Source organism: Geodermatophilus sp. SYSU D00879, assembly GCF_054050375.1.
The window spans coordinates 233,800-258,225 of record NZ_JBJGZF010000004.1 but is presented as its reverse complement, the minus strand read 5'-3'; the positions used below and the strand labels follow the sequence as shown (position 1 = coordinate 258,225).

Here is a 24,426-nt window from a genome sequence, read left to right as displayed (position 1 = left end):
GCCGGTCCTAGGCGGCGGGGTCCTCGCCCGCCGGGACGAGCTCGACCCGGGCGCCGCCGGTGCGGAAGGTCTGCCGGTACGCCCGGGGCGAGACGCCGCGGCGGCGGCTGAACTGCTCGCGGAACCCGGCGGCGGTGCCGAAGCCGACCAGCCGGGCGATCTCCTCCACCGGCGCGTCGCTCTCCTCGAGCAGCGTCTCCGCGGCGGCGAGCCGCTGACCGAGCAGCCACGCGTGCGGCGTCGTCCCGGTGGTGGCCTTGAAGCGGCGGGCGAAGCTGCGCGGGCTCATCAGCGCGCGGCGGGCGAGCACCTCGACGCTGATGTCCTCGGCCAGGTGCGCGCGGGCCCAGTCCAGGACGAGGCCGAGCAGGTCGTCCTCGCAGCGGGCGACCGGCTCGTCGATGTACTGGGCCTGGCCGCCGTCGCGGTGCGGCGGCACGACCATCTCGCGGGCCAGGGCGTTGGCCGCCGCGGCACCCCATTCGCGGCGGATGAAGTGCAGCAGCGCGTCGACGCCGCTGGCGGTGCCGGCGCCGGTGATGAGGGTGCCCTCGTCGACGTAGAGGACCCGCGGGTCGACGTCGACCTGCGGGTAGCGGGCGGCCAGCTCCCCGGCGTAGCGCCAGTGGGTGGTGGCCCGCTTGCCGTCGAGCAGCCCCGCTGCCGCGACGACGAACGCGCCCGTGCAGTGGCTGATGATCTGGCCGCCGCGGGCGTGCACGGCGCGCAGCGCGTCGAGGACCTGCGGCGGCACGGGCGCGGAGAGCTTCTCCCAGGCGGTGACCAGGACGACGTCGGAGACGGCCAGCCGCTCGAGGCCGTGCTCGACGTAGAGGGTCAGCCCGGTGTCGGTGCGCACCATCCCCGGCCGGTCGGTGACGATCGCGAAGTCGAAGCGGGGCATGCCGAAGCGGCGGTAGTCGTAGCCGAAGACCTCGGCGGCGACGCCGAGGCCGAAGGCGCCCAGGACGCCGTCGCCGGCGAGCAGGCTGACGACGAGCGGGCGGTCGGATCCGGTCACGCCGACATCATGGCAGGAAAGACGCGATCCATGTCACCCCTGCCACTCGTCCCGGGTGCGGCTGCGGAGCACGCTCGTCCCATGTTGCTGATCACCTGCCCCGTGACCCGGATCGACGAGCTGGTCGCCGAACGGCGCATCCGGTCGGTCGTCAACCACCCGACCCACATCGCGATGGCGGTCGAGTGCCCCTCCTGCGGGAGCGTGCACGTCTACCGCACCGGCCGGCGCTGGGAGGCCGCGCGGGCCGCCGGGGCCGAGCAGGCCGTTCGACCTGCGGCGGAGCTCACCCACGCCTAGCATCGAACACATGAGCGAATCGAACGCGAACACCGGCCAGGCCGGCGACCCGACCGCCGAGAAGGACCCGTCGGACTGGGTGACCGGCGACGAGCCCGCCACCGGGGCGCAGAAGAGCTACCTGCACACGCTGGCCCGGCAGGCCGGCGAGGACGTGCCGGAGGACATCACCAAGGCCGACGCGTCCCGGAAGATCGACGAGCTCCAGGAGGAGACCGGCCGGGGTCAGTGACCCCGGCCGGTCCCGGCCCGGCGAGGTGCCGGCCGTCCGGTCACTGCTCGAACTTGTAGCCCAGGCCCCGCACCGTCACCAGGTGCTTGGGGTTGGCCGGGTCGGGCTCGATCTTGGCGCGCAGGCGCTTGACGTGGACGTCGAGGGTCTTGGTGTCGCCCACGTAGTCCGAGCCCCAGACGCGGTCGATGAGCTGGCCGCGGGTCAGCACCCGGCCGGCGTTGCGCAGCAGCAGCTCGAGCAGGTCGAACTCCTTGAGCGGCAGGGCCACCGGCTCGCCGTCGACGGCGACGACGTGCCGCTCGACGTCCATCCGCACCGGGCCGGCCTCCAGCGCGCCGTCGGCGGGGGCGTCGACGTCGCCGCGGCGGCGCAGCACCGCCCGGATCCGGGCGACCAGCTCGCGCGCCGAGTAGGGCTTGGTGACGTAGTCGTCGGCGCCGAGCTCCAGGCCCACGACCTTGTCGACCTCGGAGTCCTTGGCCGTGAGCATGATGATCGGGACGTTGCTGCGGGAACGCAGCGCCCGGCACACCTCGGTGCCCGGCAGGCCGGGGAGCATGAGGTCGAGCAGGACGACGTCGGCGCCCGCGCGGTCGAACTCGGCCAGGGCTTCGGGGCCGGTGGCGGCGACGACCGCCTCGAACCCCTCCCGCCCGAGCATGTACGACAGCGCGTCGGAGAAGGACTCCTCGTCCTCCACCACGAGCACTCGGGTCATGACCGTCCTTCCTGGAGGACCGGCGCGGCACCGGCGGCCGCACGGGGAGCTTCGCGGCGGTCCTCGACCGCCAGGGGGATGCGCAGCGTGAAGGTGGAGCCGAGGCCCTCCTCGCTCCACACGCTGACCGAGCCGCCGTGGTTGCTGGCCACGTGCTTGACGATCGCCAGGCCCAGGCCGGTGCCGCCGGTGCTGGTGGCCCGCGACTGGTCGACGCGGTAGAAGCGCTCGAAGACCCGCTCCCGGTCGGCCCGCGGGATGCCGATGCCGCTGTCGGTGACGGCGATCTCGGCGAACCCGCCGCGCGCCCGCGCCCCGACGGCCGTCTTCGTGTTCTCGGGGCTGTAGGCCACCGCGTTGGCCAGCAGGTTGGTGACCGCCGTCGTCAGCTGGGCCTCCACGCCCCGCACGACCAGGCCGTGGGCCCCGCCGACGGCGATCGTGATGCCCTTGGCCGCCGCGGCCAGGCCGGTGCGGTCGACGGCCTCGGCCAGCACCCTGTCGACGTCGACGGGCACGAGCTCGGGCAGCGGCTCGGCGCCCTGCAGGCGGGACAGGTCGATCAGCTCGCGCACGAGCCGGGCCAGCCGGTCGGCCTCGTGCGCCATCCGCGCGGCGAAGCGCTGGACGGTGTCGGGGTCGTCGGCGGCGCCCTGCATGGCCTCGGCGAGCAGGCCCAGCGCACCGACCGGCGTCTTGAGCTCGTGCCCGACGTTGGCGACGAAGTCGCGCCGGACGGCCTCGACCCGGCGGGCCTCGGTCACGTCCTGGAGGACCAGCGCCACGGGGCCGGGGACCGCCGAGGGGGCGACCTCGCCGGGCGGGGTGTCCAGCCGGACGCCGTGCGCGCCGACCAGCCGCGTGCCGCCGCCGACGACCTCGCCGGGGAGGGTGACGTCCGAGCGCCGGTGCCCGCGGCGGCGGACCTCCTTCACGAGGTCCTGCAGCGCGGGGACGACGAGCCGGCGCTCGCGGACGATGCCGAGCCCGCGCGCGGTCGGGTTGGCCACGACGACGGCGTCGTCCTTGTCCAGCAGGAGGACCGCGGGGTCCATCAGGTCGAGCAGCCGGCGGGCGAGCAGCGCCTCGGACGGCGCGTTGCGGGCGTCGTCGTCGACGGGGCGCTCGGTCCCGTCGGCGGGCCGGCGGACGAGCAGCACGACGACGGCCGCCACGACGGCGCCGACGACGAAGCCGGCCACGAGGGCGACCAGCGTGCTCACGGGGCCGATGCTAGGCCGCAGCCGGACCCGGTCATCCCCCGTGTGAGTGGTGGCGCAACCGGGTAGGGCGACTGTTCACGCTGGGGTGCCCCCACGTTCACCGATCGGGCCCGTCCGGTGTCTCCTCACCCCCTACCCTCGAACCGTCAGGACGGCGCACCGAGCAGATGGTGTCCGGACGGCGGCACCCGGTGGACGGCCGGCCGACGAGGAGGACCCGTGCGCGAGCACTACCGCGAAGAGCTCGAGGACATCAACCACTGCCTGGTGGAGATGGCCAACTCGGTCGGTTCGGCGATGAACAAGGCCACGACCGCGCTGCTCGACGCCGACGTCGCACTCGCCGACCTGGTCATCGCCGGCGACGAGCACATCGACGCGATGCGCGAGAGCATCGAGGAGCGCTGCTTCACCCTGCTGGCCCGCCAGCAGCCGGTCGCCACCGACCTGCGCACGGTCACCACCGCGATGCGCATCGTCGGCGACCTCGAGCGCATGGGCGACCTCGCCGTCCACGTGGCCAAGCTCGCCCGGATGCGCTTCCCGGAGTCCGCCGTCCCCGCCGAGGTGCGGCCGATCTTCCTCGAGGCCGGCCACGTCGCGCAGAGCCTGGTCACGCAGGTCGGCGCCGTCATCGCCAAGCTCGACGTCGAGGGCGCCGCGCGGCTGGAGAAGGACGACGACCTCATGGACCAGCTGCACCGCCAGCTGTTCACCGAGCTGCTCAGCCCCGGCTGGACGCACGGCATGGAGTCGGCCATCGACATCACCCTGCTCGGCCGCTACTACGAGCGGTTCGCCGACCACGCCGTGAGCGTCGCCCGCCGGGTGGTCTTCCTCGTCACCGGCGAGCGGGACATGCAGGCGGTCTGACCACCCCGCACACGCACGAGGGCCCCCACCGCAGCCTGCGGCGGGGGCCCTCTCTGCACGTCGTCGCCCTACCGGGCTCCCACCGCGGCCACGTGCCGCGTCCGTTGCGCGGAGTACCGACCGTGTTTCCTCGCGGAGGCCTCCGGCCCCCACTCGTCAGCACGAGCTCGCGGTCGCTCGCTACTTCTTGCCCTGGTTCTTGACCGCCTCGATCGCGGCCGCGGCGGCCTCGGGGTCGAGGTACTCCCCGCCCGGCTTGACCGGCCGCAGGTCGGCGTCGAGGTCGTAGCGCAGCGGGACGCCGGTGGGGATGTTCAGCCCGACCACCTCGTCCTCGCCCATGCCGTCGAGGTGCTTGACCAGCGCCCGCAGGCTGTTGCCGTGCGCGGCCACCAGCACGGTCGCGCCCGTGCGCAGGTCCGGCACGATCGCGTCGTACCAGTACGGGAGCATCCGGACGACGACGTCGGCCAGGCACTCGGTGGCCGGGCGCACCTCCGGCGGGAGGAAGGCGTAGCGCGGGTCGGCGTCCTGCGAGTACTCGCTGCCGGCCTCGATCGGCGGCGGCGGGGTGCTGTACGAGCGCCGCCAGGTCATGAACTGCTCCTCGCCGTACTCGGCGAGGGTGGCCGCCTTGTCCTTGCCCTGCAGCGCGCCGTAGTGCCGCTCGTTGAGCCGCCAGGAGCGGCGCACCGGGATCCACTGCCGGTCGGCGGCGGCCAGCGCCAGCTCCGCGGTGGTGATCGCCCGCCGCAGCAGCGAGGTGTGCAGCACGTCGGGCAGCAGGCCGTGCTCGGCCAGCAGCTGCCCGCCGCGGGTGGCCTCGGCCCGGCCCTTCTCCGACAGCTCGACGTCCACCCAGCCGGTGAACAGGTTGGCCTTGTTCCACTCGCTCTCGCCGTGGCGGAGCAGGACCAGGGTGCCGGGTGCGTTCTCCGCAGACGTCGTCACACCGGTCATCCTGCCAGCAGCGGCCAGAGCACCCACGCCTCGTACAGCACCGGCGGGACCAGCCCGAGCAGCAGCCAGGGGCTCCGCACCCGGCGGGCGGCACCCCAGCGCACGGCGGCCACCAGCGCCACGCTGCAGGTCAGCCCGACCGCCAGCCACAGCGCGGTGGCGACGACGTCGACGACGAACAGCTGGGCCAGCACCAGCTGCACCGCGCACAGCAGCAGCGGGTAGACCAGGCCGGACGCGGCGACCACGCCGATCAACGCGCGGCCCAGCCGTTCCTGCGCGGCGGGCGGCTCCTCCACGCACCCACGCTAGGCCCGTCAGGTCGCCCGTGTGCCCGTCTCGCGCCGCCCGGGCAGCCACACCAGGACGACGACGGCGGCGACCGCCGCGGCCGCCGCGGTCCCGACGGCGGTCAGGTGCATCGCCGCGACGAAGGCGTCACGGGCGGTGTCGGCGAGCGTGTCGGCGGCCGCGGCGAGCTCGGCGTCCCCGGCGGCCCGCGCCTCGTCCGCCGTCGCCCCGGCCGCCTCGAGGGTCGCCGCGATCGAGGTGCTCGCCTCGTCGCGCAGCCCGGCCGGCAGCACGTCGACGGCGCCGCGGACGTTGGCCGCGTACGCGGTCGCGAGCACCGAGCCGAGGATCGCGACACCGAGCGCCCCGCCCACCTGGCGGACGGTGTTGTTCACCGCCGCGCCCGCGCCGGCCTTCTCCCGCGGCACCACCGACATGATCGACTCGGTGGCCGGGGCCATGACCGCGCCCATGCCCAGCCCCTGCACGGTCAGCGTGGTGAGCAGCAGCCACAGCGGCGCGGCCTGGTCGAGGAGCTGGAAGCCCAGGAACGACAGGGTGATGAGCCCGAAGCCGGCCGCGCAGACGGCCTTGGCGCCGAACCGCTCGGCCAGCCGGGAGCTGCGCGGCGCCATCACCGCCATGCCCAGCGCCACCGGGATGAGCGCGGCGCCGGACTGCAGCGGGTCGTAGCCGCGAGCGCCCTGCAGGTAGTAGACGAGGTAGAACGTGGCGCCCATCAGGGCGAAGAAGTTCAGGCCGAGCGCGGCGGCGGCCGCGGAGAACGCCGGGTTGCGGAACAGCGAGACGTCGAGGGCCGGGTGCGTCGAGCGCCGCTGCAGCCAGACGAACAGCACCATGAGCAGCGCGCCGCCGACCAGCGGGACGAGCACCTCCGGCGTCCCCCAGCCCACACCCGAGCCGCCGTGGATGATCCCGTAGACCAGCCCGGCCAGCGCGGCGATCGACAGCAGCACGCCCGGGACGTCGAGCCGGCCGGGGGCGGGGTCGCGCGACTCGGGCACGAAGGCGAGCGTGCCGAGAACGCCGACCAGGGCGACCGGCACGCCGATGAGGAAGATCCCGCCCCACCAGAAGTGGGTCAGCACCAGGCCGCTGGCCAGCGGGCCGCCGGCGACGGCGAGCCCGGCGGTGGCCGCCCAGATGCCGATGGCGCGGCCCCGCTCGGCCGGCGGGAAGACGTTGGTGATGACGGCGAGCGTCGTCGGCTGCACCGCGGCCCCGCCGACGCCCATGACCGCCCGCCAGGCGATGAGCTCCAGCGGGCTGTCGGAGAAGGCGGCCAGCACCGACCCGCCGGCGAAGACGGCCAGCCCGACGAGCAGCACCCGGCGGCGGCCGATGCGGTCGCCGATGACGCCCCAGGAGAACAGCAGCCCGGCGAACACGACGATGTAGGCGTCGACGGCCCACTGCAGCTCGCCCTGGGTGGCGCCGAGCTCCCGCTGCAGCGTCGGGATGGCGACGTTGAGCGTCGTGTTGCCGGTGATCACCACGAGCAGACAGACGGTCATCGTGGCCAGCACCCACCACCGCCGGGCGTAGCCGGGGCGCTCCTCGACGGCCGGCGCCGCCGCGGGCCGCCCGGTGGTGGTCATCCCCCGCCGTCCGCGGGGGACGCTCCCCCGCCGTCGGCCGGGCGCTCGGTCCGACCCCGCTGGGCGAAGGCGGCGAAGGCCTCCAGGTTGCGCAGCGACTCCCCGCGCTTGACCCGCCACTCCCACTCGCGGCGGATCGAGGTGCCGAAGCCGATCTCGAGCATGGTGTTGAAGTGGTCGTCGGCGTAGCTGAGCACCGCGCCGAGCAGCCGGTCGAGCTCCTCCGGGGTCACCGCGGCGTGCGGGACGCGGCCGGTGAGGTAGACGTCGCCGACCCGGTCGACCGAGTAGGCGACGCCGTACATGCGCGCGTTGTGCTGCAGCAGGTAGGTCCACAGCTGCTCGCGGTTCTCGTCGGGCTGGCGGCAGACGAACGCCTCGATCCGCAGCGCGTGCTCGCCGACGATGAGCCCGCAGACCGTCTTGAGCTTCTTGGTGCCCGGGAGGTCGACCAGCCAGCGGCCGGGCGCCGGGTGCTCGTGCGCCAGGTCGGCCTCGCGCAGGGTGCGGTCGATGACCGCGTCCAGGGCGGCGACGACGTCGGCGCGGGTGGCGGGCGCCTCCCCGATCCCCTCGCTCACCGGGCCCCCTCGCTCACCAGGCCACCTGCGTCCCGGCCACCGGCCGCAGCGAGCCGAGCGCGCGGCGGCGCCGGGCGGTGGCGGCGGCCATCTCCGCGGCGGCCGAGGAGTAGGCGGCCACCAGCGAGTCGGCGGTGCGGTCCCAGGAGAACGCCGCGGCGTGCCGGCGCGCGCCGGCGCCCATCAGCTGCCGGCGCTCGAGGACCGCGCGGACCGCCGCCGCGTAGGCGCCCGGGCGCCGCCCGTCGACCAGGACGCCGGACACCCCGTCGCGGACCGCCGTCCGCAGGCCGCCGACCGACGCGGCGACCACCGGGGTCCCGCAGGCCTGGGCCTCGAGCGCGACCAGGCCGAAGGACTCGTTGTGGCTGGGGACGACGGCGACGTCGGCGGCCCGGTAGTGCAGGGCCAGCCGGTCCGGCGGCTGCGGCGGGAGGAAGCGCACCAGGCCGGCGATGCCCAGGTGCGCAGCCAGCTCCTCGAGCTGCCGCGGCGCCTCCAGGCCCGACCCGCTCGGCGCCCCGACGACGTGCACCCGCAGCCGGGAGCGCAGCGCGGGGTCGTCCTCGAGCATCCGGGCGGCGGTGGCCAGCAGCAGGTCGGGCGCCTTGAGCGGCTGGATGCGGCCGACGAAGGTGAGCACGACGGCGTCGGCCGGCACGCCCAGCGCGCGGCGGGCGGCGGCGCGGTCACCGGGGGTGAACCGGTCGAGGTCCACGCCCGGGGGGACGACGAGGGTGCGGCGCGGGTCGGCCCCGTAGTGCTCGACGAGCTGGTCGGCCTCCTCGTCGGTGTTGGCCACCAGCCGGTCGGCCTCGGCGACCACCTGCTCCTCGCCGATGACGCGGGCGCGCGGCTCGGGCCGGTCACCGTCGGCCAGCGCGGCGTTCTTCACCTTGGCGAGGGTGTGCGCGGTGTGGATCAGCGGCACGCTCCACCGGTCCCGCGCCAGCCAGCCGACCTGGCCCGAGAGCCAGTAGTGCGAGTGGACGACGTCGTAGTGGCCGGGCTCGTGCTGGGCCTCCTCGCGCAGCACGCCGGCGGTGAAGGCGCACAGCTGCCCGGGCAGCTCCTCTTTGCCCAGGCCCTCGAACGGGCCGGCGCTGACGTGCCGCACGGTCACGCCCGGGCTCATCTCGACCACCGGCGGCAGGTCGCTGGAGGTGGCGCGGGTGAAGACGTCGACGGCGATGCCGCGGGCGGCCAGCCGGCGGGAGACCTCGACGATGTAGACGTTCATGCCCCCGGCGTCGCCGGCACCGGGCTGGTCGAGCGGGCTGGTGTGCACCGAGATGGTCGCCACCCGCCGCGGCGCGCGCGGAGGGAGGAGGCGGCGAGCAGGCACCCACGACCTCCCACCTCGCCGCCCCGGGTGCCGGTGCAGCACCCCTGTCGGCTCTCCATCCTGCAACAGGGTCAGGATGACCACATGACCGGTGTTGCCGAGATCTCCTCCTCCGGCCCGCGTCCGCTGCCGGGGACCGGCCGCACCGCCGTCGTCACGGGCGCCTCGAGCGGCATCGGCGCGGCCACCGCGGCCCGGCTGGCGGCGGAGGGCTTCGACGTCGTCGTCGGGGCCCGGCGGCTGGACCGGCTGACCGGGCTCGCCGAGCGGATCGGCGCCCGGGCGCTGCCGCTGGACCTCACCGACCCGGCGTCGGTCGAGGCGTTCGCCGCCGCCCTGGACCGCGTGGACGTGCTGGTCAACAACGCCGGCGGGGCGTTCGACGCCGCGCCGGTGGCCGAGGCCGACCTCGACTCGTGGGCGCGGACCTACGAGGTCAACGTGCTCGGCACCGTCCGGCTGACCAAGGCGCTGCTGCCGAAGTTGATCGCGTCCGGCGCCGGCGACCTGCTGTTCATGGGCTCCACGGCGGGGCTGGTCTCCTACGAGGGCGGGGCGTCCTACACGGCGGCCAAGCACGCGGTGCACACGCTGGCCGAGACGCTGCGGCTGGAGCTGTACGACCAGCCGGTCCGGGTCGTGGAGATCGCGCCCGGGATGGTCAAGACCGAGGAGTTCACCCTCAACCGGGTCGGCGACCGCGAGCGGGCCGAGTCGGTCTACCGCGGGGTGCGCCGGCCGCTGGTGGCCGAGGACGTCGCCGACTGCGTCGCGTGGGCGCTCACCCGCCCGCACCACGTCAACGTCGACCTGCTCGTCGTCCGCCCGCGCGCCCAGGCCGCCCAGCACAAGGTGCACCGCGAGGACCTCTGAGCCGTACGGGCGCACCGCGGCGCCGTCCGGCCGCACCCGCCCGGGAGTCGCCGTCCGGGAAGCCGTCCGGACGACGACCACCCCGCAGTCGCGCGTCCGCTGCCACCTCGTGGTCGTAGCCCGGTCCGAGACGGAGATCCCCTGGTCCCCGGAGCGTCTGCGCCCAGCCCCGGTCGTCGACCAGGACCACCGGCCGGACCGGGCCCTGGCTCACAGTCGGGTGGGCTCCGGGACCAGGGTGACGCCGAAGCGCTCGCGCACCGCCGAGACGACGCGGTCGGCGAAGGCCAGGAGCTCGGCCGCCGTGGCGCCGGGCTCGGTGGTGAGCGCGAGGCTGTGCCGCGACGACGTCCCGACCCGGCCCTCGCGGGTGCCGCGGCCGAAGCCGGCCGACTGCACCAGCCACGCGGCGCTGAGCTTGACCAGCCCGTCGCCGGCCGGCCAGCTCGGGCAGCCGGGCACCGCCCGCTCCGCCGGGACGACCGGGTTGGTGAAGAAGGACCCGGCGCTGCGGGTGTCGGGGTCGGCCGGGTCGACGACCATCCCCTTGCCGCGGCGCAGCTCCAGCACCGCGGCGCGGACGTCGGCCAGCGGCGCGCGCCCGCCGAGGTCCACGCCCAGCCGCCTGGCCAGCTCGGCGTAGCCCACCGGCCGGGACAGCGGCCCGGCGTCCAGGGCGAAGGTCACGGTGAGCACGACGAACCGGCCGGGCTCGCGCTTGAGCCGGCTGTCGCGGTAGCCGAAGCCGCACTCGGCGTTGGTCAGCGTGCGCTCGCGCTTCTCGGCGCGGTCGTAGACCCGCACCGCGGTGATCGTCTGGGCGACCTCCTGGCCGTAGGCGCCGACGTTCTGCACCGGGGTGGCGCCGGTCGAGCCGGGGATGCCCGAGAGCGCCTCCATCCCGGCCAGCTCCTGCGCCACGGTGAGCGCGACCAGGTCGTCCCAGTCCTCGCCGGCCTGAACCTCGAGGACGTCGCCGTGGCGCTCGACCCCGCGGCTGCGCACCGCGACGACGTCGCCGACCCACCCCTCGTCGGGCGCGACCAGGTTCGAGCCCCCGCCGAGCACCAGCAGCGGCCGCCCGGCCTCGTCGGCCTCCCGGACGGCGGCGACCAGTTCGGCGGCGTCGGTGACCTCGACCAGCCGCTCGACGGGCCCGCCGATGCCGAGGGTGGTCAGGTCGGCGAGACGGGCGTCGGAGCGGAGGAGCACCAGCCCACGGTAGCCGCGGCGCGCGAGGCCGCCCGGCAGGGCGACTACCCTCGGGGCCGGTGAGCGACGGGGGCAGCGGGCACAAGCGCCGGGCGAACCTGGCGCCGAGGAAGGCCCACCCCCGGCTGGCCGCCGGCCGCGCGCGGGCGCTGGGCCTGCCCACGCGGGGCACCACCAACGCCAACCGGCTCCGCCGGGTCGACCGCTGGCTGGTCGCCACCCAGGTGCCGCGGCTGCGCGACGCGGCCCGCCCGCTGGTGGTCGACCTGGGCTACGGCTCCTCGGCGGTCACCACGCTGGAGCTGGCCGACCGGCTGGGCGCGGAGGTCCCGGGGCTCGAGGTGGTCGGCCTGGAGATCGACCCGGCCCGCGTCACCGCCGTCGCCGAGGACCGCGACCCGCCCCGGGTCGACTTCCGGGTCGGCGGGTTCGAGCTGGCCGGGCTGCAGCCGGTCCTGGTGCGGGCGTTCAACGTGCTCCGCCAGTACGACGAGGCGTCGGCCGGGCGGGCGTGGGAGACCATGTGCGCCGCCCTGGGCCCCGGCGGGCTGCTGGTCGAGGGCACCTGCGACGAGTGGGGACGGCGGGCGACCTGGGTGGCCCTGGACGCCGACGGGCCGCTGACGCTCACGCTGGCCGCGCGGGTCGCGGACCTCGAGCGCCCCTCCGACCTCGCCGAGCGGCTGCCCAAGGCGCTCATCCACCACAACGTCCCCGGCCGGCCGGTGCACGACCTGCTGTGCGCCCTGGACGCCGCGTGGGCAGCGGCGGCGGGGCTGTCGACGTTCGGGCCGCGGCAGCGCTGGGCGGCCGCGGTGCAGGCGCTGGCCGACGACGGCTGGCCCCTGGTCGGGAGCAGCCGCCGCTGGCGGCACGGCGAGCTCACCGTCCGCTGGTCCGCGGTCGCGCCGGCGTGAGGCGTCCCCGGCAGGAGGTGCTCCCGCCCGGCCCCACCGAGGTCGACGGCGGCACCGCGGAGCTGCTCGGCGACGCCGACCGCGACGGCTCCTGGGTGCTGATGGTCGACGGCACGCCGCAGTCGCACGTCGACCTCGACGACCCCGCGCACCTGGAGTTCGAGTACGTGCGCCGGATGGGTCACGTGCTCGACCTCGCCGCGTCGGAGGGCGACCCGCTCGACGTCGTCCACCTCGGCGGCGGCGCGCTGACGCTGGCCCGCTACGTCGCGGTGACCCGCCCCGGCTCGCGGCAGCGGGTGGTGGAGCTCGACCAGCGGCTCACCGACCTGGTCCGCGCCCACCTGCCGCTGCCCCGCGGCGCCCGCGTGCGCGTGCGGGCCGCGGACGCCCGCGCCGGCCTGGCCGCGCTGCCGACGGCGAGCGCCGACGTCGTCGTCAGCGACGTGTTCGCCGGCGCCCGCACCCCCGCCCACCTGACGACGGTCGAGTACGCCGCCGAGGTGCACCGGGTGCTGCGGCCCGGCGGGGTGCTGGCGGCCAACGTCGCCGACGGCCCGCCGCTGCGCTTCGCCCGCGGCCAGGTGGCCACGCTGTGCGCCGTCTTCCGGCAGGTCGCCCTCCTGGCCGAGCCGGGCACGCTGCGCGGACGGCGGTTCGGCAACCTGGTGGCGGTGGCCTCCGACGCCGAGCTGCCGGTGGCCGGGCTGACCCGGCGCTGCGCGGGCGACCCGATGCCGGCGCGGGTGGTGGCCGGCCCCGACCTCGCCCGGTTCACCGGGAGGGCGCAGCCGGTGCACGACGACGGCGCCGTGCCCTCACCGGAGCCTCCCCCAGGGGTCTTCGGCCGCTGACCAGGGTCTTCCCCGATGCCCGGGACGGCCGGCCGCGCCTAGGGTCGGGTCATGACGTACCCCGCACCGGCTCCGCGCCGTCTCGCCCGCGACACCCGCAACAAGATGATCGCCGGCGTGTGCGCCGGGATCGCCCGCCGCTACGGCATCTCCGTCGGCACCCTGCGGCTGGCGTTCGTGGTCTCGTGCATCCTGCCGGGGCCGCAGTTCATCGCGTACCTCGTCCTGTGGGTGCTGATGCCCGCGGACGACCGCTGGTGACCCGCCGTCCCGGCGGGCCGGCTCACCAGCTGCTGTTGCCGCGCTGCACGCCGCGGACCGCGGGCCGCACGTCGACCAGGTAGACGATGGTGGCGATCACCGCGGGCAGGCCGAGGAAGGTCATCGGCCCCTGCAGGTAGATGACCACCGCGGCCAGCGCGGTGATCGCCGCCCAGGCCGGCTTACTCAGCTTGCCGGCGGCGACGTAGCCGGCGGCCGGGCGGATGACGGCGTCGACGAACGCCCAGGCCGCGACGGCCAGCAGGACCAGCCGCAGGCCCTCGAGAACGGCCCAGTCGAACCCCATGCCCGGAGGGTACCCGCCGGGACGCGGTCACGGCCTCCTCCGCGGGGGACGTCTCACCCCCGGAGACGCGACAGGGCCCCGGAGCGCGGTGGCAGCTCCGGGGCCCTGGCCGGGCACCGAGGTCAGTCGGTGGTCTTGGCGGTGCGGGTGCGGGTCACGCGGGTCGAGGTGCCGGTGGCCTTGCCGCGGGCGGGGGTGGTGCGCTTGGCCGGCTTGCGGGCGGCCTTGGCGGTCGCCTCGTCGGTGGCCTCGGCGCCCTCCTCGATGGCGGCCTTCGCCTGGTCGGCGACCTGGTCGACGGCCTCCTCGGCCTTGGCGGCGGCCTTGGTGGTCTTCGAGGCGGCCTTCTGGACCAGCGAGGTGACCTCGTCGGAGGCCTCGTTCACGGCCTCTGCGGCCTCCTCGATGACCTCCTCGACGGCGTCCTCGACGGTGTCGACGGCCTGCTCGGCGCGGACGACGAAGCGGCGGAAGCCGGGCTGGCGGCGCAGCTCCTGCAGCACGTCGGCGCCGCGCTCGGCCAGCTCCTCGATGGTCGCGGTGGCCTGGGTGCGGGCCTGCTCGACCAGGGTCGAGACGGTGCTCACGACCGCGTCGGGACGGACGGCGCCGGCCAGCTGACGGCCGTTGGCGCGAGCCTGGGTGACGGCCTCGCGGGCGCGGTCCGCGGCCTGCTCGGCGCGGGTGCGGGCCTCCTTGGTGGCCAGGTCGACCTGGACCTGGGCCTCACCGGGGAGGGTGCGCAGCGAGGCGAGGACGGTGCGGGCCTGCTCGACGGCGAGGTCACCGGCGCCGACGGCGACGAGGAACTGACGGCGGCCGCGCTCGGCGACCTGCTCCAGCAGGGTGGTGGCGGTGCTCATGCGGACTCCTTGGAGGGGGTCGGATCGGATCCGGGCGTGGCGCCCGGGACGGTGCTCGGGGCGGTGGTGCGGGTCGCCGCGTACTCGCGGACGTAGGTCTCGTACAGCTCGACGAGCACGGCCTTGTGCCGCTCGGAGAGCTGGTCGTCGGACCGGATGGCCGCGACCGTGTCGGGGTTGCCGGCCCGCCGGTCGAGGATGCCCGCCTGCTCGTAGAGCGACTCGGCGGAGATCTTCAGACCCCGGGCGATGGCGGCGAGGATCTCCGCCGACGGCTTGCGCAGCCCCCGTTCCACCTGCGACAGGTAGGGGTTGCTCACCCCCGCGGTGCGGGCGAGCTCGCGCAGGGACACCCGGGCGGCGCTGCGCTGCTCCCGGATGTACTCCCCGACCTGCGAGCGCACCGCCGAGACCTGCTGGGCCTCGGCCGCGACGGTCTCCGCGACGCTGCCGGCGAGCTGGTCCACCTTCTCGCGGACCGACCTCACCTGACCGCTCACGAACTCGCCGGGGGTCTGCACACCCATGACGCTAACCACGGGTGCTAGCAGCTGCAAGCGCAGGAGCAAGCACCCGGGCGTGAGTCCGCTCACACCCGGCGTGTCGCCGTCAGCCGGCCAGCACCGCCGAGGACCGGATCTCGCCGACGACGCCGTCGCCGCCGGTCACGGGCGTGACCGACCACCGGGCGAGCGCCTCGGCGTCCACCCCGAGCCGGCGCAGCGCGGCGGCGAGGACGGGCGCGCGGCCACGGTCGCCACCGTCGTCGAGCTTGAACGCGACCGCACCGCGACCGGGCAGCGCGGCGACGTGCACGCCGTCGGCCCCGCCCTTGACCAGCAGCCCGGGGACGGCGGTCATGAGCTCGGTGTCGTCCCGGCCGGTGCCGGCGACGTACCAGGGGTGCGCCCGCACGGCGTCGGCCACCGCCCGCTCCGGGCTGCCCGCCGGGGCCTCGACCAGCGAGCCGACGCCGCGCGCCAGCCCGGTCAGGGACAGCCCGTGCTGCGGCGCGCCGCACCCGTCGACGACGACGGCGGCCACCTGCTCGCCGGCCGCGTCGGACAGGCGGGCCTCGATGGCCTGCTGCAGCGGGTGGCCCGGGTCGAGGTAGCCCTCCGTCGGCCAGCCGGCGGCGACGCAGGAGGCGAGCATCGCGGCGTGCTTGCCCGAGCAGTTGAACGCCAGCCGCTCCGGCTCGCGGCCGGCGACCGTCCAGGCGGCGCGGGTCGGCTCGTGCCCGGGCAGGGCCGCCGGGCAGCCCAGCGCGTCCGGGCCGAGGCCGGCGGCGGCGAGCACGGAGGCGGCGAGGTCGCGGTGGCCGTCCTCGCCGGCGTGCGAGCCGGCCGAGATGGCCAGCTCCTCGCCCGAGCGCGGCTGCCAGCCGGCCGCGAGGTAGGCCGTGGCCTGCACCGGCTTGTTCGACGAGCGCGGCAGCACCGGGCGGGCCACGTCCCCGGCCGACCAGCGCACCTCCCCGTCGGGACCGACGACGACGACCGCGCCGCGGTGGACGGACTCCAGGAACCCCGAGCGCCAGACCTCCACGAGGACCGGCGCGTCCGGCCAAGGTGACGTACCGGAACGGCCCCCTTGCAGGGTCCCGCCGCGAGCCTGCGAGTGGTGGGGGGCGAGGGGGTCCTTCATCAATGCCGGCCCTCGTCCGCGAGCAGGGCGGCGACGTCGGCCTCGCCGTTGCGGTACCGGCGGGCCAGCTCGCCGGCGAGCGCGTCCATCACCTGCTGCACGCCGCGGCGCCGCTCGGACAGCGAGCCCTCGGCGGCGGCCAGCGCGCGGGCGGCCCGCTCGAGGTCGGCGTCGTCGAGGTCGGGGACGGCGGAGAGGTCGACGTCGGGGCTCAGCGCGTTGACCCAGGACTCGTACTCCTCGGGCGCGGCCGGCTGCACCGTCTGGTGCCGCCCGAGACCGTGCGCGGGGCCGCGGCCCTTCTCGGCGAGGATCTCGGGCAGCAGGTCGACCAGCGAGCGCCCGTCGTGCTCGGCGCGACGCTGCAGCTCCCGGCGGACGATGTCGAGCCGGCCCTGCAGCAGCCGCCGCGTGTAGGAGAGGTTGACCTCCTCCTGCTCGGCGCGGCGGCGCAGCCCGCGCACCTCGCCCATGGGGCGGGACTCCACGCCCACGAGGAAACCGGGGTCGAGCAGCGCGTCGACGGCCGCGCCGCCGGCGGGGGGCGGGCCAGAGCTTGCGGAGGTCACCGCCCGATGGTGGCAGACCGCACCGCGCGGACCCGGTCGCGGGCCGCGGCCCGGGTGTCGTCGAGCCCGGCCGGGGCGTCGTCGGGGTCCACGGCGGCGCGCGACCCGCCGACGGCGAGCTCGGCCCCGGGCGCCACCGACTGCTTGACCAGGGCCAGCGCGACGACGCCGAGCTCGTGGTGCCGCACGACCGTGCCGGTGCGGCCGACCTCACGGGCGCCGGAGGTCACCGGCGTCCCCGGGACGGGCAGGTCCTCGCTGACGCCGTCGAGGTGCAGCAGGACCAGCCGGCGCGGCGGGCGGCCGAGGTTGTGCACCCGCGCGACCGTCTCCTGCCCGCGATAGCAGCCCTTCTCGAGGTGGACCGCGGTGGTCAGCCACTCCAGCTCGTTGGGGATGGTGCGGTGGTCGGAGTCGACGCCCAGCCGCGGCCGGCGGGCCTCCACCCGCAGCGCCTCGTACGCGTCCAGGCCGGCGAGCTCGGCACCGGCGGCGGTGAGCGCGTCGGCGCGGGCGGCGAGGTCGGCGCGCGGGACGAGCAGGTCGAACGCCGTCGCGCCGCCGTCGCCCAGGGGCGGCATCCGGCGCACCCAGCCGCCGCCGGGCAGCGCGGCGACGGCGTACGGGGCGTCGGGTGCGGGCAGCCCGGCGGCGGCGAGCACCTCCGGCGCGCGGGGGCCCACCAGCGACAGCAGCGCCCAGTCGGCGGTCACCAGCGCGGGCTCGACGCGGAGCATGAACCGCATCCGGTCGAGGAAGGTGTGCAGCGCCGCGCCCGTGCCCGGCTCGACGTCGGCCCAGGTGGTGCCGGCGAGCTCGGCGAGGACCAGGTGGTGCTCGACGTGGCCGTGCGGCGAGAGGACCAGCGCCTCGGTGCCGGTGCCGTCGGCCAGCCGCTCGAGGTGCTGGCTGGTGAGGCTGTGCAGCCAGGTGAGCCGGTCCGCGCCGGGGACGGTGAGCACGTCGCGGTCGCTGCGGTCGACGAGCCCGGCGCCCTCGGCGAGCAGCCGCTGCTCGCGCAGCGGGTCGCCGTGGTGGGTGGCCACGGTCGCGCCCTCGGCGACGACGGCGCCCGCCCGCGCGGCGAGCGGTGAGGTGGTGGTCATGCGTTCTCCGTCCCGGCTTGCCTGCATCGGCGGCACGTCCCCGACAGCGCGACGTGCCCCACGTCCAGGGTGAAACCCAGGTCGGCGGCCAGACGTTCCGCGGCCTGCTCCAGCAGCGCCGGGTCGGCGGACGAGATCTCCCCGCAGGTGGCGCAGACCACGTGCAGGTGGGGGTGCTCGGAGGCGTGGTAGACCGGCGCGCCCTTGGCGACGTGCGTGTGCCACACCAGCCCGAGCCGCTCGAGCAGCTCCAGCGTGCGGTAGACGGTCGAGGTGTCCGGCGCCGCGCCGCCGGGCCCGGCCTCCTCGCGCAGCCGCGCGCCGATCGCCTCGGGGGTGGCGTGGTCGAGCGCGGCGACGGCGGCCAGCACCTGCTGGCGCTGCGGGGTCAGCCGCAGCCCCTGCGCCCGCAGCCGCTCGGCCAGCGGCGCGGGACCGTGCTCGGTCGTCACGGCTAGGAGCGTAGTTCCGGGCGGGCTACGCGACGGCGCTGCGGGCGTCCGCCAGCACCCGCCGCAGGGACTCGAGGTACCGCTCCGGGATGGCGTGCTCGCCGCGGGGCGGGAGGAACCGCGCGACGGTCGCGCCGGTCACCTCCGCGGCGGCCGCGGCCTCGGCGCCGAGCGCCCGCACCACCGGCTGGTCGCCCCACGACCGGCTGGCCGCCAGGTGCGCCATCGCCGCCGCGCTCTCGGCCCGCTCGCCCACGCAGTCGAACGGCTTCTCCGTGGCCCAGAGCTTGCGGAACCCGTCGGCCAGGGCGACGTCGGCCAGCGGGTTGCCGCCGAACATCTCCCGCGCCTCGTCGGGGGTCAGGAAGACGGCGAAGCAGAGGAAGGTGAACAGGCACTTGTCGCAGTGCAGGCACCAGCGCTGCTCGGCCTGCCCGCCCAGGTGCCGCTGGGTGTAGGAGCGGTTGCAGCTGAGGATGTCGGCCTTGAGCGGCAGCGCGGCGACGGCGGCCACGGTGGCCAGCTCCGACAGCTGCCGGGTGAGGCTGAAGTAGCCGGCGCCGACCTCGGCGGCGGCCGCGGCGAACAGGCGCTCGAACTCGTAGGACTTCGAGTACTGGTGGTTGACGCTGGCGCCGTCGATGGTGAGCGTCTCCTCGTCGGCGGAGCGCTCGTTGGCGAACACCACGGGGTCGTGGCCGCCGAGGACGGCGACCAGCGTGGCGATCGAGGAGTTGATCGCCGTCACCGGCACGTGCCCGTTGAGGCCGCCCTGCGCCGTCCGCTCGGCCAGCAGCGGGTCCAGCCTGCGGCGGACCTCGAGCAGCGGGACGCCGGCCGCGCGGGCGACGTCGCGCTGCGCGCCGGTGGGGTTGATCGCCAGCGCCGTCCCGTCGGGGATCACGACGAGCGCGAGCGCGGAGTCCTTGCCGCCGCCCACCGGCAGCAGCGCGCCGCGCCCGCCGCCGGCCGGGACCGGGCCGGGCTCGCGGACCTCGGCGTCGAACTCGACCCGGTGCGGCACCGGCAGGTGGTTGACCGCGGCGAACTCGCCGAGGCCGTGGGTGTAGGCGGCCTGCGCGACGGCGAGCTGCGCGGCGGTGACCGGCCGCTCGACGGTGATCCGGCCGGGCGCGGCGAGCTTGTAGTAGCTGGTGCCCATGACCAGGTGCACGAGGTCCAGCGCGGCCTCCACGGCGGCGTCGAGCCGGGCGGGCTCGGCGCCGGTCAGCAGCGCCGGGTCGAGGGTGAGCCGCTCGGTGAACTCGTCGTCGCCGAGCCGGTAGGTGAAGGCCGCCTCGCCGGTCGCGCGGTCGAGGGACCGATCGGCGACGACGAAGGTGCCGGCCTCAGGACGCACGGACGCGGTCGGCGCCGGCGTCGACGAGGATCTGCTCATAGGTGGCTGCCAACTCCTCGAAGTCGCGGAAGCGGTTGTAGCTGGGGGCGCCGGGCGAGAGCAGCACGACGCCGCCCGGGGCGGTGCCGGCGATCGCCGCCGCGACCGCCTCGGCCAGCGACGCCGCCTCGGTCAGCCGCACGGCGGCGCCGGCGGCCGCCCGGCGGACGTCGTCGGCCAGCCGGGCCCCGGTGTCGGGGACGGTCACCAGGGCGACCTCCTCCCGACGGGCCACCAACGTCGCGGCCAGGCCCGTGTAGTCCAGGCCCCGGTCCTGGCCGCCGGCGATGAGCGTGACCGGCCGGCCGGCCAGCGCGTCGAGCGCGGCCAGGACCGAGACGGGGGTGGTGCTCAGCGTGTCGTCGACGAAGGTGACGCCGTCGAGCGTGGCCACCGGCGCGAGCCGGTGCGGCAGCGCGCGGAAGGCGGCGACGGCGCCGGTCACGGCGTCGGCGGTGGCGGCGAGGTCCAGGCCGAGCAGGGCGCAGGCGGCCAGCGCGACCTCGACGTTGCTGCGGTTGTGCGCGCCGGGCAGGTGCACCGGCTGCACGGCTCCGGCCAGGTCCGGGGGCAGCACGTCGGCGGGGTCGACCAGCTGCGCGGCGTCGAGGTACCCGGCGGCCAGCGGCCGCGCCTGGGCGCTGACGACGACCGAGCGCTCCGGGCAGGAGGCGAAGACGCGCAGCTTGTCGCGGTAGTACGTCTCGACCGACCCGTGCCAGTCGAGGTGCTCGGGGGCGAGCGAGGTGAGCGCGCCGCGGCCGGCGAAGTCCGGGACGGCGGCGGCCTGGTAGCTCGAGATCTCGACGACGAGCGTGCGGTCGCCGACGTCGTCGAGGACGTCGAGCAGCGGGGTGCCGATGTTGCCGGCGTGCACGGCCGGGCGGCCGGCGGCGGTGAGGACCGCGGCGGCCAGCGCGCTGGTCGTGCTCTTGCCCTTGGTGCCGGTGACGCAGAGGACCGGGACCCCGCGCGCGGCGGCCTCGGCGAGCGCGATGCCGGTGCCGGTGGTCACGAGCGTGCGGTCGGCCAGCGCCCGGGCGTCCTCGCGGTAGGGGCTGATGCCCGGCGAGCGGACGACGACGTCGCAGCCGGCGAGGTCGGCGACCTCGGCGGTGGCGGTCACGCCGTCGGGCAGCGACGCCGGGTCGACGGGGCGACTGTCGGCGACCAGGACCGACGCGGCGCCGGCGGCGCGGGCCGCGGCGACCGCGGCCCGCCCCTCGCGGCCGTGTCCCCACACCCCGACGCGCCGGCCGGCCAGCTCCGCGAGCCGGAGGGACCGCTCCCGCGGGGGCGGTGCCGGGCGGGGGTCCACGGCGCCCACTCTACGGACCGGCCCGGTGTACGGACGGCGACGACGGGGGCCCGCCGGTAGGGTGGCCGCCAGGTGTGCCGGGAAGTCTGGTCGGCGGCGTCGTACCCGACCCCTCCCCCAGGAGCCGCCCGATGACCACCCCGCACGGGTCCACCCGCGTCTTCGGCCGCGGCTCGTGGACCGAGGCCAGCCGGATCGCCGACGTCCTGCGCAAGGAGACCGTCGGCGGCGTCCTGCTGCTGATCGGCACCGTCGTCGCCCTGGTGTGGGCGAACTCGCCGTGGGCGGAGTCCTACGAGACCCTGCGCGACACCCGTGTGGGGCCGGCCTCCCTGCACCTGGACCTGACCCTCGGCACCTGGGCCGCCGACGGGTTGCTGGCGGTCTTCTTCTTCGTCGCCGGGCTCGAGCTCAAGCGCGAGTTCGTGGCCGGCGACCTGCGCGACCCGCGCCGAGCGGTGCTGCCGGTGGCCGCGGCGGTCGGCGGGATGGTCGTGCCCGCGGCGCTCTACACGCTGGTCAACCTCGGCGGCGACGGCGGGCTGCGCGGCTGGGCGATCCCGACGGCGACCGACATCGCCTTCGCCCTCGCCGTCCTGGCGGTGATCAGCACCCACCTGCCGAGCGCGCTGCGGACGTTCCTGCTCACCCTCGCCGTCGTCGACGACCTGCTGGCCATCGCGGTCATCGCGGTCTTCTACACGTCGTCGCTCGCCGTGGGGTGGCTGGCGCTGGCGCTGGTGCCGCTCGCGGTGTTCGGCGTCCTGGTGCAGAAGCGGGTCCGCTCGTGGTGGCTGCTGCTGCCGCTGGCGCTGCTCACCTGGGTGTTCGTCCACGAGTCGGGCGTGCACGCCACGGTGGCCGGCGTGCTGCTGGCGTTCACGGTCCCGGTGGTGCGCAGCGAGGCGGCCGGTGGCCCGGGCGCGGGGCCGGGCCTCGCGGAGCACCTGGAGCACCGGTTCCGGCCGATCTCGGCCGGCGTCGCCGTGCCGGTCTTCGCGTTCTTCGCCGCCGGGGTGACCGTGGGCGGGCTGTCCGGGCTGGTCGAGTCGCTCGGCGACCGGGTCGCGCTCGGCATCGTCGTCGGCCTGGTCGTGGGCAAGGTCGCCGGCATCGCCGGGGCCACCTGGCTGGTCACCCGGTTCACCCGGGCCGAGTTCGCCGACGAGCTGGGCTGGCCTGATCTCGTCGGCATGGCGCTGCTCGGCGGCATCGGGTTCACCGTCTCGCTGCTGATCGGCGAGCTGGCGTTCGGGGTGGGCAGCGAGCGCGACGACCACGTGAAGGTGGGCGTGCTCGTCGGCACGCTGGCGTCGGCGCTGCTGGCGAGCGTGGTGCTGCGGCTGCGCAACCGCCGCTACCGGCGCATCGAGGCGCTGGAGGCGGTCGACGCCGACCACGACGGCATCCCCGACGTCTACCAGCGCGACCCCGACACGCCCGGTGCCCCGGGGCTGCGCAGGGGTTCCGCCGACGGCTGAACAACGTCGTTGCCGACCCCGGAACTGCGACGTACCGTCGAGGTACACGAGAGGGGAGGTGGTCCGAACAATTGATTTCTTATCGGACTCGTGAGGTGGCTGTCCGCTAGCCGCCGTCCAGATGGGCCGCCCGTTCGGAGTGGAATCCGAACGACGGCACGATCGCCCGTCCGTCGTACGGCGGCGAGCGAGAACCGGACAGTCACCCGACCCCCGGGCTGCCGACACTTGTCCAGTCGGCCCGTGCGCTGCCGCCTCCCCGAGGTGGCGCCGCGGAGCGGCCCGGGGGTTGTCCGTCCCTGGGCACGGACCGGCCCAGCGCGCTGAGAGGGAGGAACGGCGGCCGTGCAGACCGCTGGGCGTTCCGCGCCGGCCGGCCGCTGGATCACCGACGCCGTCCGCGCCGCTCCCCCCGACACCGTGGCCGCGCTCCTGCCGGCCCGCTTCCCCGCCTACGCCCGCGTCTTCCACCCCGCCGTCCGCTACGACGGCGACGTCGACGTGCACGTCCGGTGGGACGAGGTGGCCGCGGCCAACGGCACGCGGGCGCACCGCCTCATGCAGTGGCCCGGCGTCACCGGCTCCTGGGAGTACCTCGGGGAGGCCGACCAGCCCGGGCTGTGGAACGACGCCCCCGCCGAGGGCCACCTGGTCGCGCACGTCGCCCGGGAACTGGCCGCGGTCCTCGGGGACCAGACCACGACGCCGGGCGAGTGCTGGTTCGGCTGGGACGACGGCGGCGCCGCCGACCTGCCCCGGCTGCGCCTGCCCCGCGCCGACCTGCTGCTGACCCGCGGGCCGGCGGAGCGGGCCGCCAGCAACTTCGCCCCCGAGCCGTACGAGCAGAGCGCCGCGCTGTGGTGGCCGGCCGACCGCGCCTGGTGCGTCGTCACCGACCCCGCGCTCACCAGCACCTACGTCGGCGCGGGGGTGGCCGCCGTCGACGCGCTGCTGGCCACCCGGCTCGAGGTGGCCCCGGCGGGCCCCGCCGACCCGGTCACGCCCGACAGCGACCCGGTCAACGCCGTGCCGCCGCGGGCCTGAGCTCAGGCCCGCGCGGGCTCCGGCGCGCCGACGGTCGCCGCGACCACCTCGTCCCACGGCGTGGCGGTCAGGCCGAAGGCCGCCGTGGTCGCCGTCGCGTCGACCACGTACTCCTGGTCGAACTGGTGCCGCACGTCGAGGACCTCCCGCATCACCGGAGACAGCACCCCGGCGACGCGGAGCACCGGCCACGGGATGCCGCTGACCGGCACCGGCTCCCGGCCCATCGCCCGCGCGAGGTCGCCGAGGGCCCGGCGCTGGGAGCGCGGCGGCGTGCTCGGCACGTGCCAGGCACGGCCCAGAGCCCGCTCGTCGGTGCCGAGGGTTGCCAGCGTGGCGGCGACGTCGGGCAGGTACGCCCAGCTGCGCGGGACGTCGGGGTCACCGACCACCCAGGCGCGGCGGCCGCGGCGCAGCGCCGGGAGCTGGCGCACCAGGTGCGACTGGGCGGCCGGCACCTGCGGCCCGACGAAGTCCGCGGCGCGGGCCTCGGTCATCCGGATCCGGCCGGCCTCGTGCGCGGCCAGCGCCTCGCGCCACATGGCCACCCGCACGCGACCCTTGGTGTCGGTGGCGGCGAGCGGGCTCTCCGGCGTCATCGGCGCGGTGGGCCGGCCGTAGACGTAGAGGTTGGCCATCGTCACGAGCACCGCCCCGGTCCGCTCGGCCGCGGTGAGCAGGGCCGCCGCGACCGGGGGCCAGTCGGTGGTCCAGCGGTGGTAGGCGGGGTTGACCGCGTTGTAGAGGGCGGCGGCGCCCTCGGTGGCGGCGGTCAGCGCCGCGGCGTCGGCGGCGTCCACCCGGCGGTGCTCGACCGCGCCGGTGGCGGTGCCGCCGCTGCGCGACAGCACCCGCACCCGGTGGCCGCGGGCGGCCAGCAGCTCCGCCGTCGTCGTGCCCACGGGGCCCTTGCCCACGATCACGTGCAGTGCCACGGCGATCTCCTCGTCGCTCCGA

General features: G+C 76.2%; 28 protein-coding genes. 9 read left to right on the top strand and 19 right to left on the bottom strand.

What is annotated here, in order from left to right:
* Positions 1 to 7 precede the first annotated feature (7 nt).
* Positions 8 to 1,021 carry a helix-turn-helix domain-containing protein gene (locus ACI79B_RS08520; protein WP_456926512.1) on the bottom strand — a complete coding sequence of 338 codons (1,014 nt, stop codon included), beginning with the start codon at positions 1,019 to 1,021 and terminating at the stop codon, positions 8 to 10.
* An 81-nt stretch (positions 1,022 to 1,102) separates the two neighbouring features.
* On the opposite strand from ACI79B_RS08520, the gene ACI79B_RS08515 reads away from it, so the two are divergent.
* Positions 1,103 to 1,321 carry a hypothetical protein gene (locus ACI79B_RS08515; RefSeq protein ID WP_456926511.1) on the top strand — a complete coding sequence of 73 codons (219 nt, stop codon included), beginning with the start codon at positions 1,103 to 1,105 and terminating at the stop codon, positions 1,319 to 1,321.
* 10 nt (positions 1,322 to 1,331) lie between these two features.
* Positions 1,332 to 1,553: a DUF3072 domain-containing protein gene (locus tag ACI79B_RS08510; RefSeq protein WP_456926510.1), complete on the top strand. Its 222-nt coding sequence runs from the start codon at positions 1,332 to 1,334 to the stop codon at positions 1,551 to 1,553.
* A 40-nt stretch (positions 1,554 to 1,593) separates the two neighbouring features.
* On the opposite strand, the gene ACI79B_RS08505 is transcribed toward ACI79B_RS08510, so the two are convergent.
* Entirely contained in the window at positions 1,594 to 2,274 is a 681-nt protein-coding gene (locus tag ACI79B_RS08505) for a winged helix-turn-helix domain-containing protein (protein WP_456926509.1), read from the bottom strand.
* Positions 2,271 to 3,497, bottom strand: a complete 1,227-nt coding sequence (locus ACI79B_RS08500) for a sensor histidine kinase (protein WP_456926508.1) — start codon at positions 3,495 to 3,497, stop codon at positions 2,271 to 2,273. Before ACI79B_RS08500 ends, ACI79B_RS08505 begins: the two co-directional genes overlap by 4 nt.
* 219 nt (positions 3,498 to 3,716) lie before the next feature.
* On the opposite strand from ACI79B_RS08500, the gene phoU reads away from it, so the two are divergent.
* A complete protein-coding gene (gene phoU, locus ACI79B_RS08495; protein WP_456926507.1) occupies positions 3,717 to 4,370 on the top strand; it encodes a phosphate signaling complex protein PhoU in 654 nt (217 codons plus the stop codon).
* A 180-nt stretch (positions 4,371 to 4,550) separates the two neighbouring features.
* On the opposite strand, the gene ACI79B_RS08490 is transcribed toward phoU, so the two are convergent.
* Genes ACI79B_RS08490 through mshA form a run of 5 tightly spaced genes read right to left on the bottom strand, consistent with a single transcriptional unit; the run spans position 4,551 to position 9,166 of the window.
* Positions 4,551 to 5,321, bottom strand: coding sequence for a phosphoglyceromutase (locus ACI79B_RS08490; RefSeq protein ID WP_456926505.1), 771 nt, complete (start codon positions 5,319 to 5,321; stop codon positions 4,551 to 4,553).
* Between the two features lie 5 nt (positions 5,322 to 5,326).
* Positions 5,327 to 5,629 (bottom strand): hypothetical protein, encoded by a 303-nt coding sequence (locus ACI79B_RS08485; protein WP_456926504.1) that lies wholly within the window; start codon positions 5,627 to 5,629, stop codon positions 5,327 to 5,329.
* 18 nt (positions 5,630 to 5,647) lie between these two features.
* Positions 5,648 to 7,240 carry an MFS transporter gene (locus ACI79B_RS08480; RefSeq protein WP_456926503.1) on the bottom strand — a complete coding sequence of 531 codons (1,593 nt, stop codon included), beginning with the start codon at positions 7,238 to 7,240 and terminating at the stop codon, positions 5,648 to 5,650.
* A complete protein-coding gene (locus ACI79B_RS08475; protein WP_456926502.1) occupies positions 7,237 to 7,821 on the bottom strand; it encodes a YbjN domain-containing protein in 585 nt (194 codons plus the stop codon). Before ACI79B_RS08475 ends, ACI79B_RS08480 begins: the two co-directional genes overlap by 4 nt.
* 13 nt (positions 7,822 to 7,834) lie before the next feature.
* Positions 7,835 to 9,166: a D-inositol-3-phosphate glycosyltransferase gene (gene mshA / locus ACI79B_RS08470; RefSeq protein ID WP_456926501.1), complete on the bottom strand. Its 1,332-nt coding sequence runs from the start codon at positions 9,164 to 9,166 to the stop codon at positions 7,835 to 7,837.
* Between the two features lie 84 nt (positions 9,167 to 9,250).
* On the opposite strand from mshA, the gene ACI79B_RS08465 reads away from it, so the two are divergent.
* Positions 9,251 to 10,039: an SDR family oxidoreductase gene (locus ACI79B_RS08465; RefSeq protein WP_456926500.1), complete on the top strand. Its 789-nt coding sequence runs from the start codon at positions 9,251 to 9,253 to the stop codon at positions 10,037 to 10,039.
* Positions 10,040 to 10,249: 210 nt separating this feature from the next.
* Here the strand turns inward: ACI79B_RS08465 and ACI79B_RS08460 are convergent, their stop codons facing one another.
* Positions 10,250 to 11,251 carry a UDP-N-acetylmuramate dehydrogenase gene (locus tag ACI79B_RS08460; protein WP_456926499.1) on the bottom strand — a complete coding sequence of 334 codons (1,002 nt, stop codon included), beginning with the start codon at positions 11,249 to 11,251 and terminating at the stop codon, positions 10,250 to 10,252.
* A 59-nt stretch (positions 11,252 to 11,310) separates the two neighbouring features.
* On the opposite strand from ACI79B_RS08460, the gene ACI79B_RS08455 reads away from it, so the two are divergent.
* Genes ACI79B_RS08455 through ACI79B_RS08445 form a run of 3 tightly spaced genes read left to right on the top strand, consistent with a single transcriptional unit; the run spans position 11,311 to position 13,283 of the window.
* The gene (locus tag ACI79B_RS08455) at positions 11,311 to 12,168 is read left to right on the top strand and encodes a class I SAM-dependent methyltransferase (RefSeq protein ID WP_456926498.1); all 858 of its coding nucleotides are present in this window, start codon (positions 11,311 to 11,313) and stop codon (positions 12,166 to 12,168) included.
* Complete coding sequence (locus tag ACI79B_RS08450; RefSeq protein ID WP_456926497.1) at positions 12,165 to 13,022, top strand: spermidine synthase; 858 nt, start codon at positions 12,165 to 12,167, stop codon at positions 13,020 to 13,022. Before ACI79B_RS08455 ends, ACI79B_RS08450 begins: the two co-directional genes overlap by 4 nt.
* 51 nt (positions 13,023 to 13,073) lie before the next feature.
* Positions 13,074 to 13,283, top strand: coding sequence for a PspC domain-containing protein (locus ACI79B_RS08445; protein WP_456926496.1), 210 nt, complete (start codon positions 13,074 to 13,076; stop codon positions 13,281 to 13,283).
* Positions 13,284 to 13,305: 22 nt separating this feature from the next.
* Here the strand turns inward: ACI79B_RS08445 and ACI79B_RS08440 are convergent, their stop codons facing one another.
* The 9 genes from ACI79B_RS08440 to murD form a co-directional block, all read right to left on the bottom strand.
* A complete protein-coding gene (locus tag ACI79B_RS08440) occupies positions 13,306 to 13,590 on the bottom strand; it encodes a DUF2516 family protein (protein ID WP_456926495.1) in 285 nt (94 codons plus the stop codon).
* A gap of 122 nt (positions 13,591 to 13,712) precedes the next feature.
* Positions 13,713 to 14,453 (bottom strand): hypothetical protein, encoded by a 741-nt coding sequence (locus ACI79B_RS08435; protein ID WP_456926494.1) that lies wholly within the window; start codon positions 14,451 to 14,453, stop codon positions 13,713 to 13,715.
* Positions 14,450 to 14,980, bottom strand: coding sequence for a helix-turn-helix domain-containing protein (locus ACI79B_RS08430; RefSeq protein WP_456926493.1), 531 nt, complete (start codon positions 14,978 to 14,980; stop codon positions 14,450 to 14,452). Before ACI79B_RS08430 ends, ACI79B_RS08435 begins: the two co-directional genes overlap by 4 nt.
* An 82-nt stretch (positions 14,981 to 15,062) precedes the next feature.
* Positions 15,063 to 16,001, bottom strand: coding sequence for an asparaginase (locus ACI79B_RS08425; RefSeq protein ID WP_456926492.1), 939 nt, complete (start codon positions 15,999 to 16,001; stop codon positions 15,063 to 15,065).
* Between the two features lie 98 nt (positions 16,002 to 16,099).
* On the bottom strand, positions 16,100 to 16,669 hold the full coding sequence (locus tag ACI79B_RS08420; protein ID WP_456926491.1) for an RsiG family protein: 570 nt from the start codon (positions 16,667 to 16,669) through the stop codon (positions 16,100 to 16,102).
* The gene (ygfZ, locus tag ACI79B_RS08415) at positions 16,666 to 17,775 is read right to left on the bottom strand and encodes a CAF17-like 4Fe-4S cluster assembly/insertion protein YgfZ (protein WP_456926490.1); all 1,110 of its coding nucleotides are present in this window, start codon (positions 17,773 to 17,775) and stop codon (positions 16,666 to 16,668) included. Before ygfZ ends, ACI79B_RS08420 begins: the two co-directional genes overlap by 4 nt.
* On the bottom strand, positions 17,772 to 18,227 hold the full coding sequence (locus ACI79B_RS08410) for a Fur family transcriptional regulator (protein WP_456926489.1): 456 nt from the start codon (positions 18,225 to 18,227) through the stop codon (positions 17,772 to 17,774). The genes ygfZ and ACI79B_RS08410 overlap by 4 nt, the downstream gene beginning before the upstream one ends.
* A gap of 25 nt (positions 18,228 to 18,252) precedes the next feature.
* Positions 18,253 to 19,587: a hypothetical protein gene (locus ACI79B_RS08405; RefSeq protein WP_457000104.1), complete on the bottom strand. Its 1,335-nt coding sequence runs from the start codon at positions 19,585 to 19,587 to the stop codon at positions 18,253 to 18,255.
* The gene (gene murD, locus ACI79B_RS08400) at positions 19,577 to 20,944 is read right to left on the bottom strand and encodes a UDP-N-acetylmuramoyl-L-alanine--D-glutamate ligase (protein ID WP_456927588.1); all 1,368 of its coding nucleotides are present in this window, start codon (positions 20,942 to 20,944) and stop codon (positions 19,577 to 19,579) included. Before murD ends, ACI79B_RS08405 begins: the two co-directional genes overlap by 11 nt.
* Before the next feature lie 131 nt (positions 20,945 to 21,075).
* Here murD and nhaA point away from each other — a divergent pair, with 131 nt between their 5' ends.
* Together nhaA and ACI79B_RS08390 are read left to right on the top strand one after the other, a co-directional pair.
* Positions 21,076 to 22,425, top strand: coding sequence for a Na+/H+ antiporter NhaA (gene nhaA, locus ACI79B_RS08395; protein WP_456927587.1), 1,350 nt, complete (start codon positions 21,076 to 21,078; stop codon positions 22,423 to 22,425).
* 345 nt (positions 22,426 to 22,770) lie between these two features.
* On the top strand, positions 22,771 to 23,469 hold the full coding sequence (locus ACI79B_RS08390) for a hypothetical protein (protein ID WP_456927586.1): 699 nt from the start codon (positions 22,771 to 22,773) through the stop codon (positions 23,467 to 23,469).
* A gap of 2 nt (positions 23,470 to 23,471) precedes the next feature.
* On the opposite strand, the gene ACI79B_RS08385 is transcribed toward ACI79B_RS08390, so the two are convergent.
* Positions 23,472 to 24,404, bottom strand: coding sequence for an NAD-dependent epimerase/dehydratase family protein (locus ACI79B_RS08385; protein ID WP_456927585.1), 933 nt, complete (start codon positions 24,402 to 24,404; stop codon positions 23,472 to 23,474).
* Positions 24,405 to 24,426: the final 22 nt, after the last annotated feature.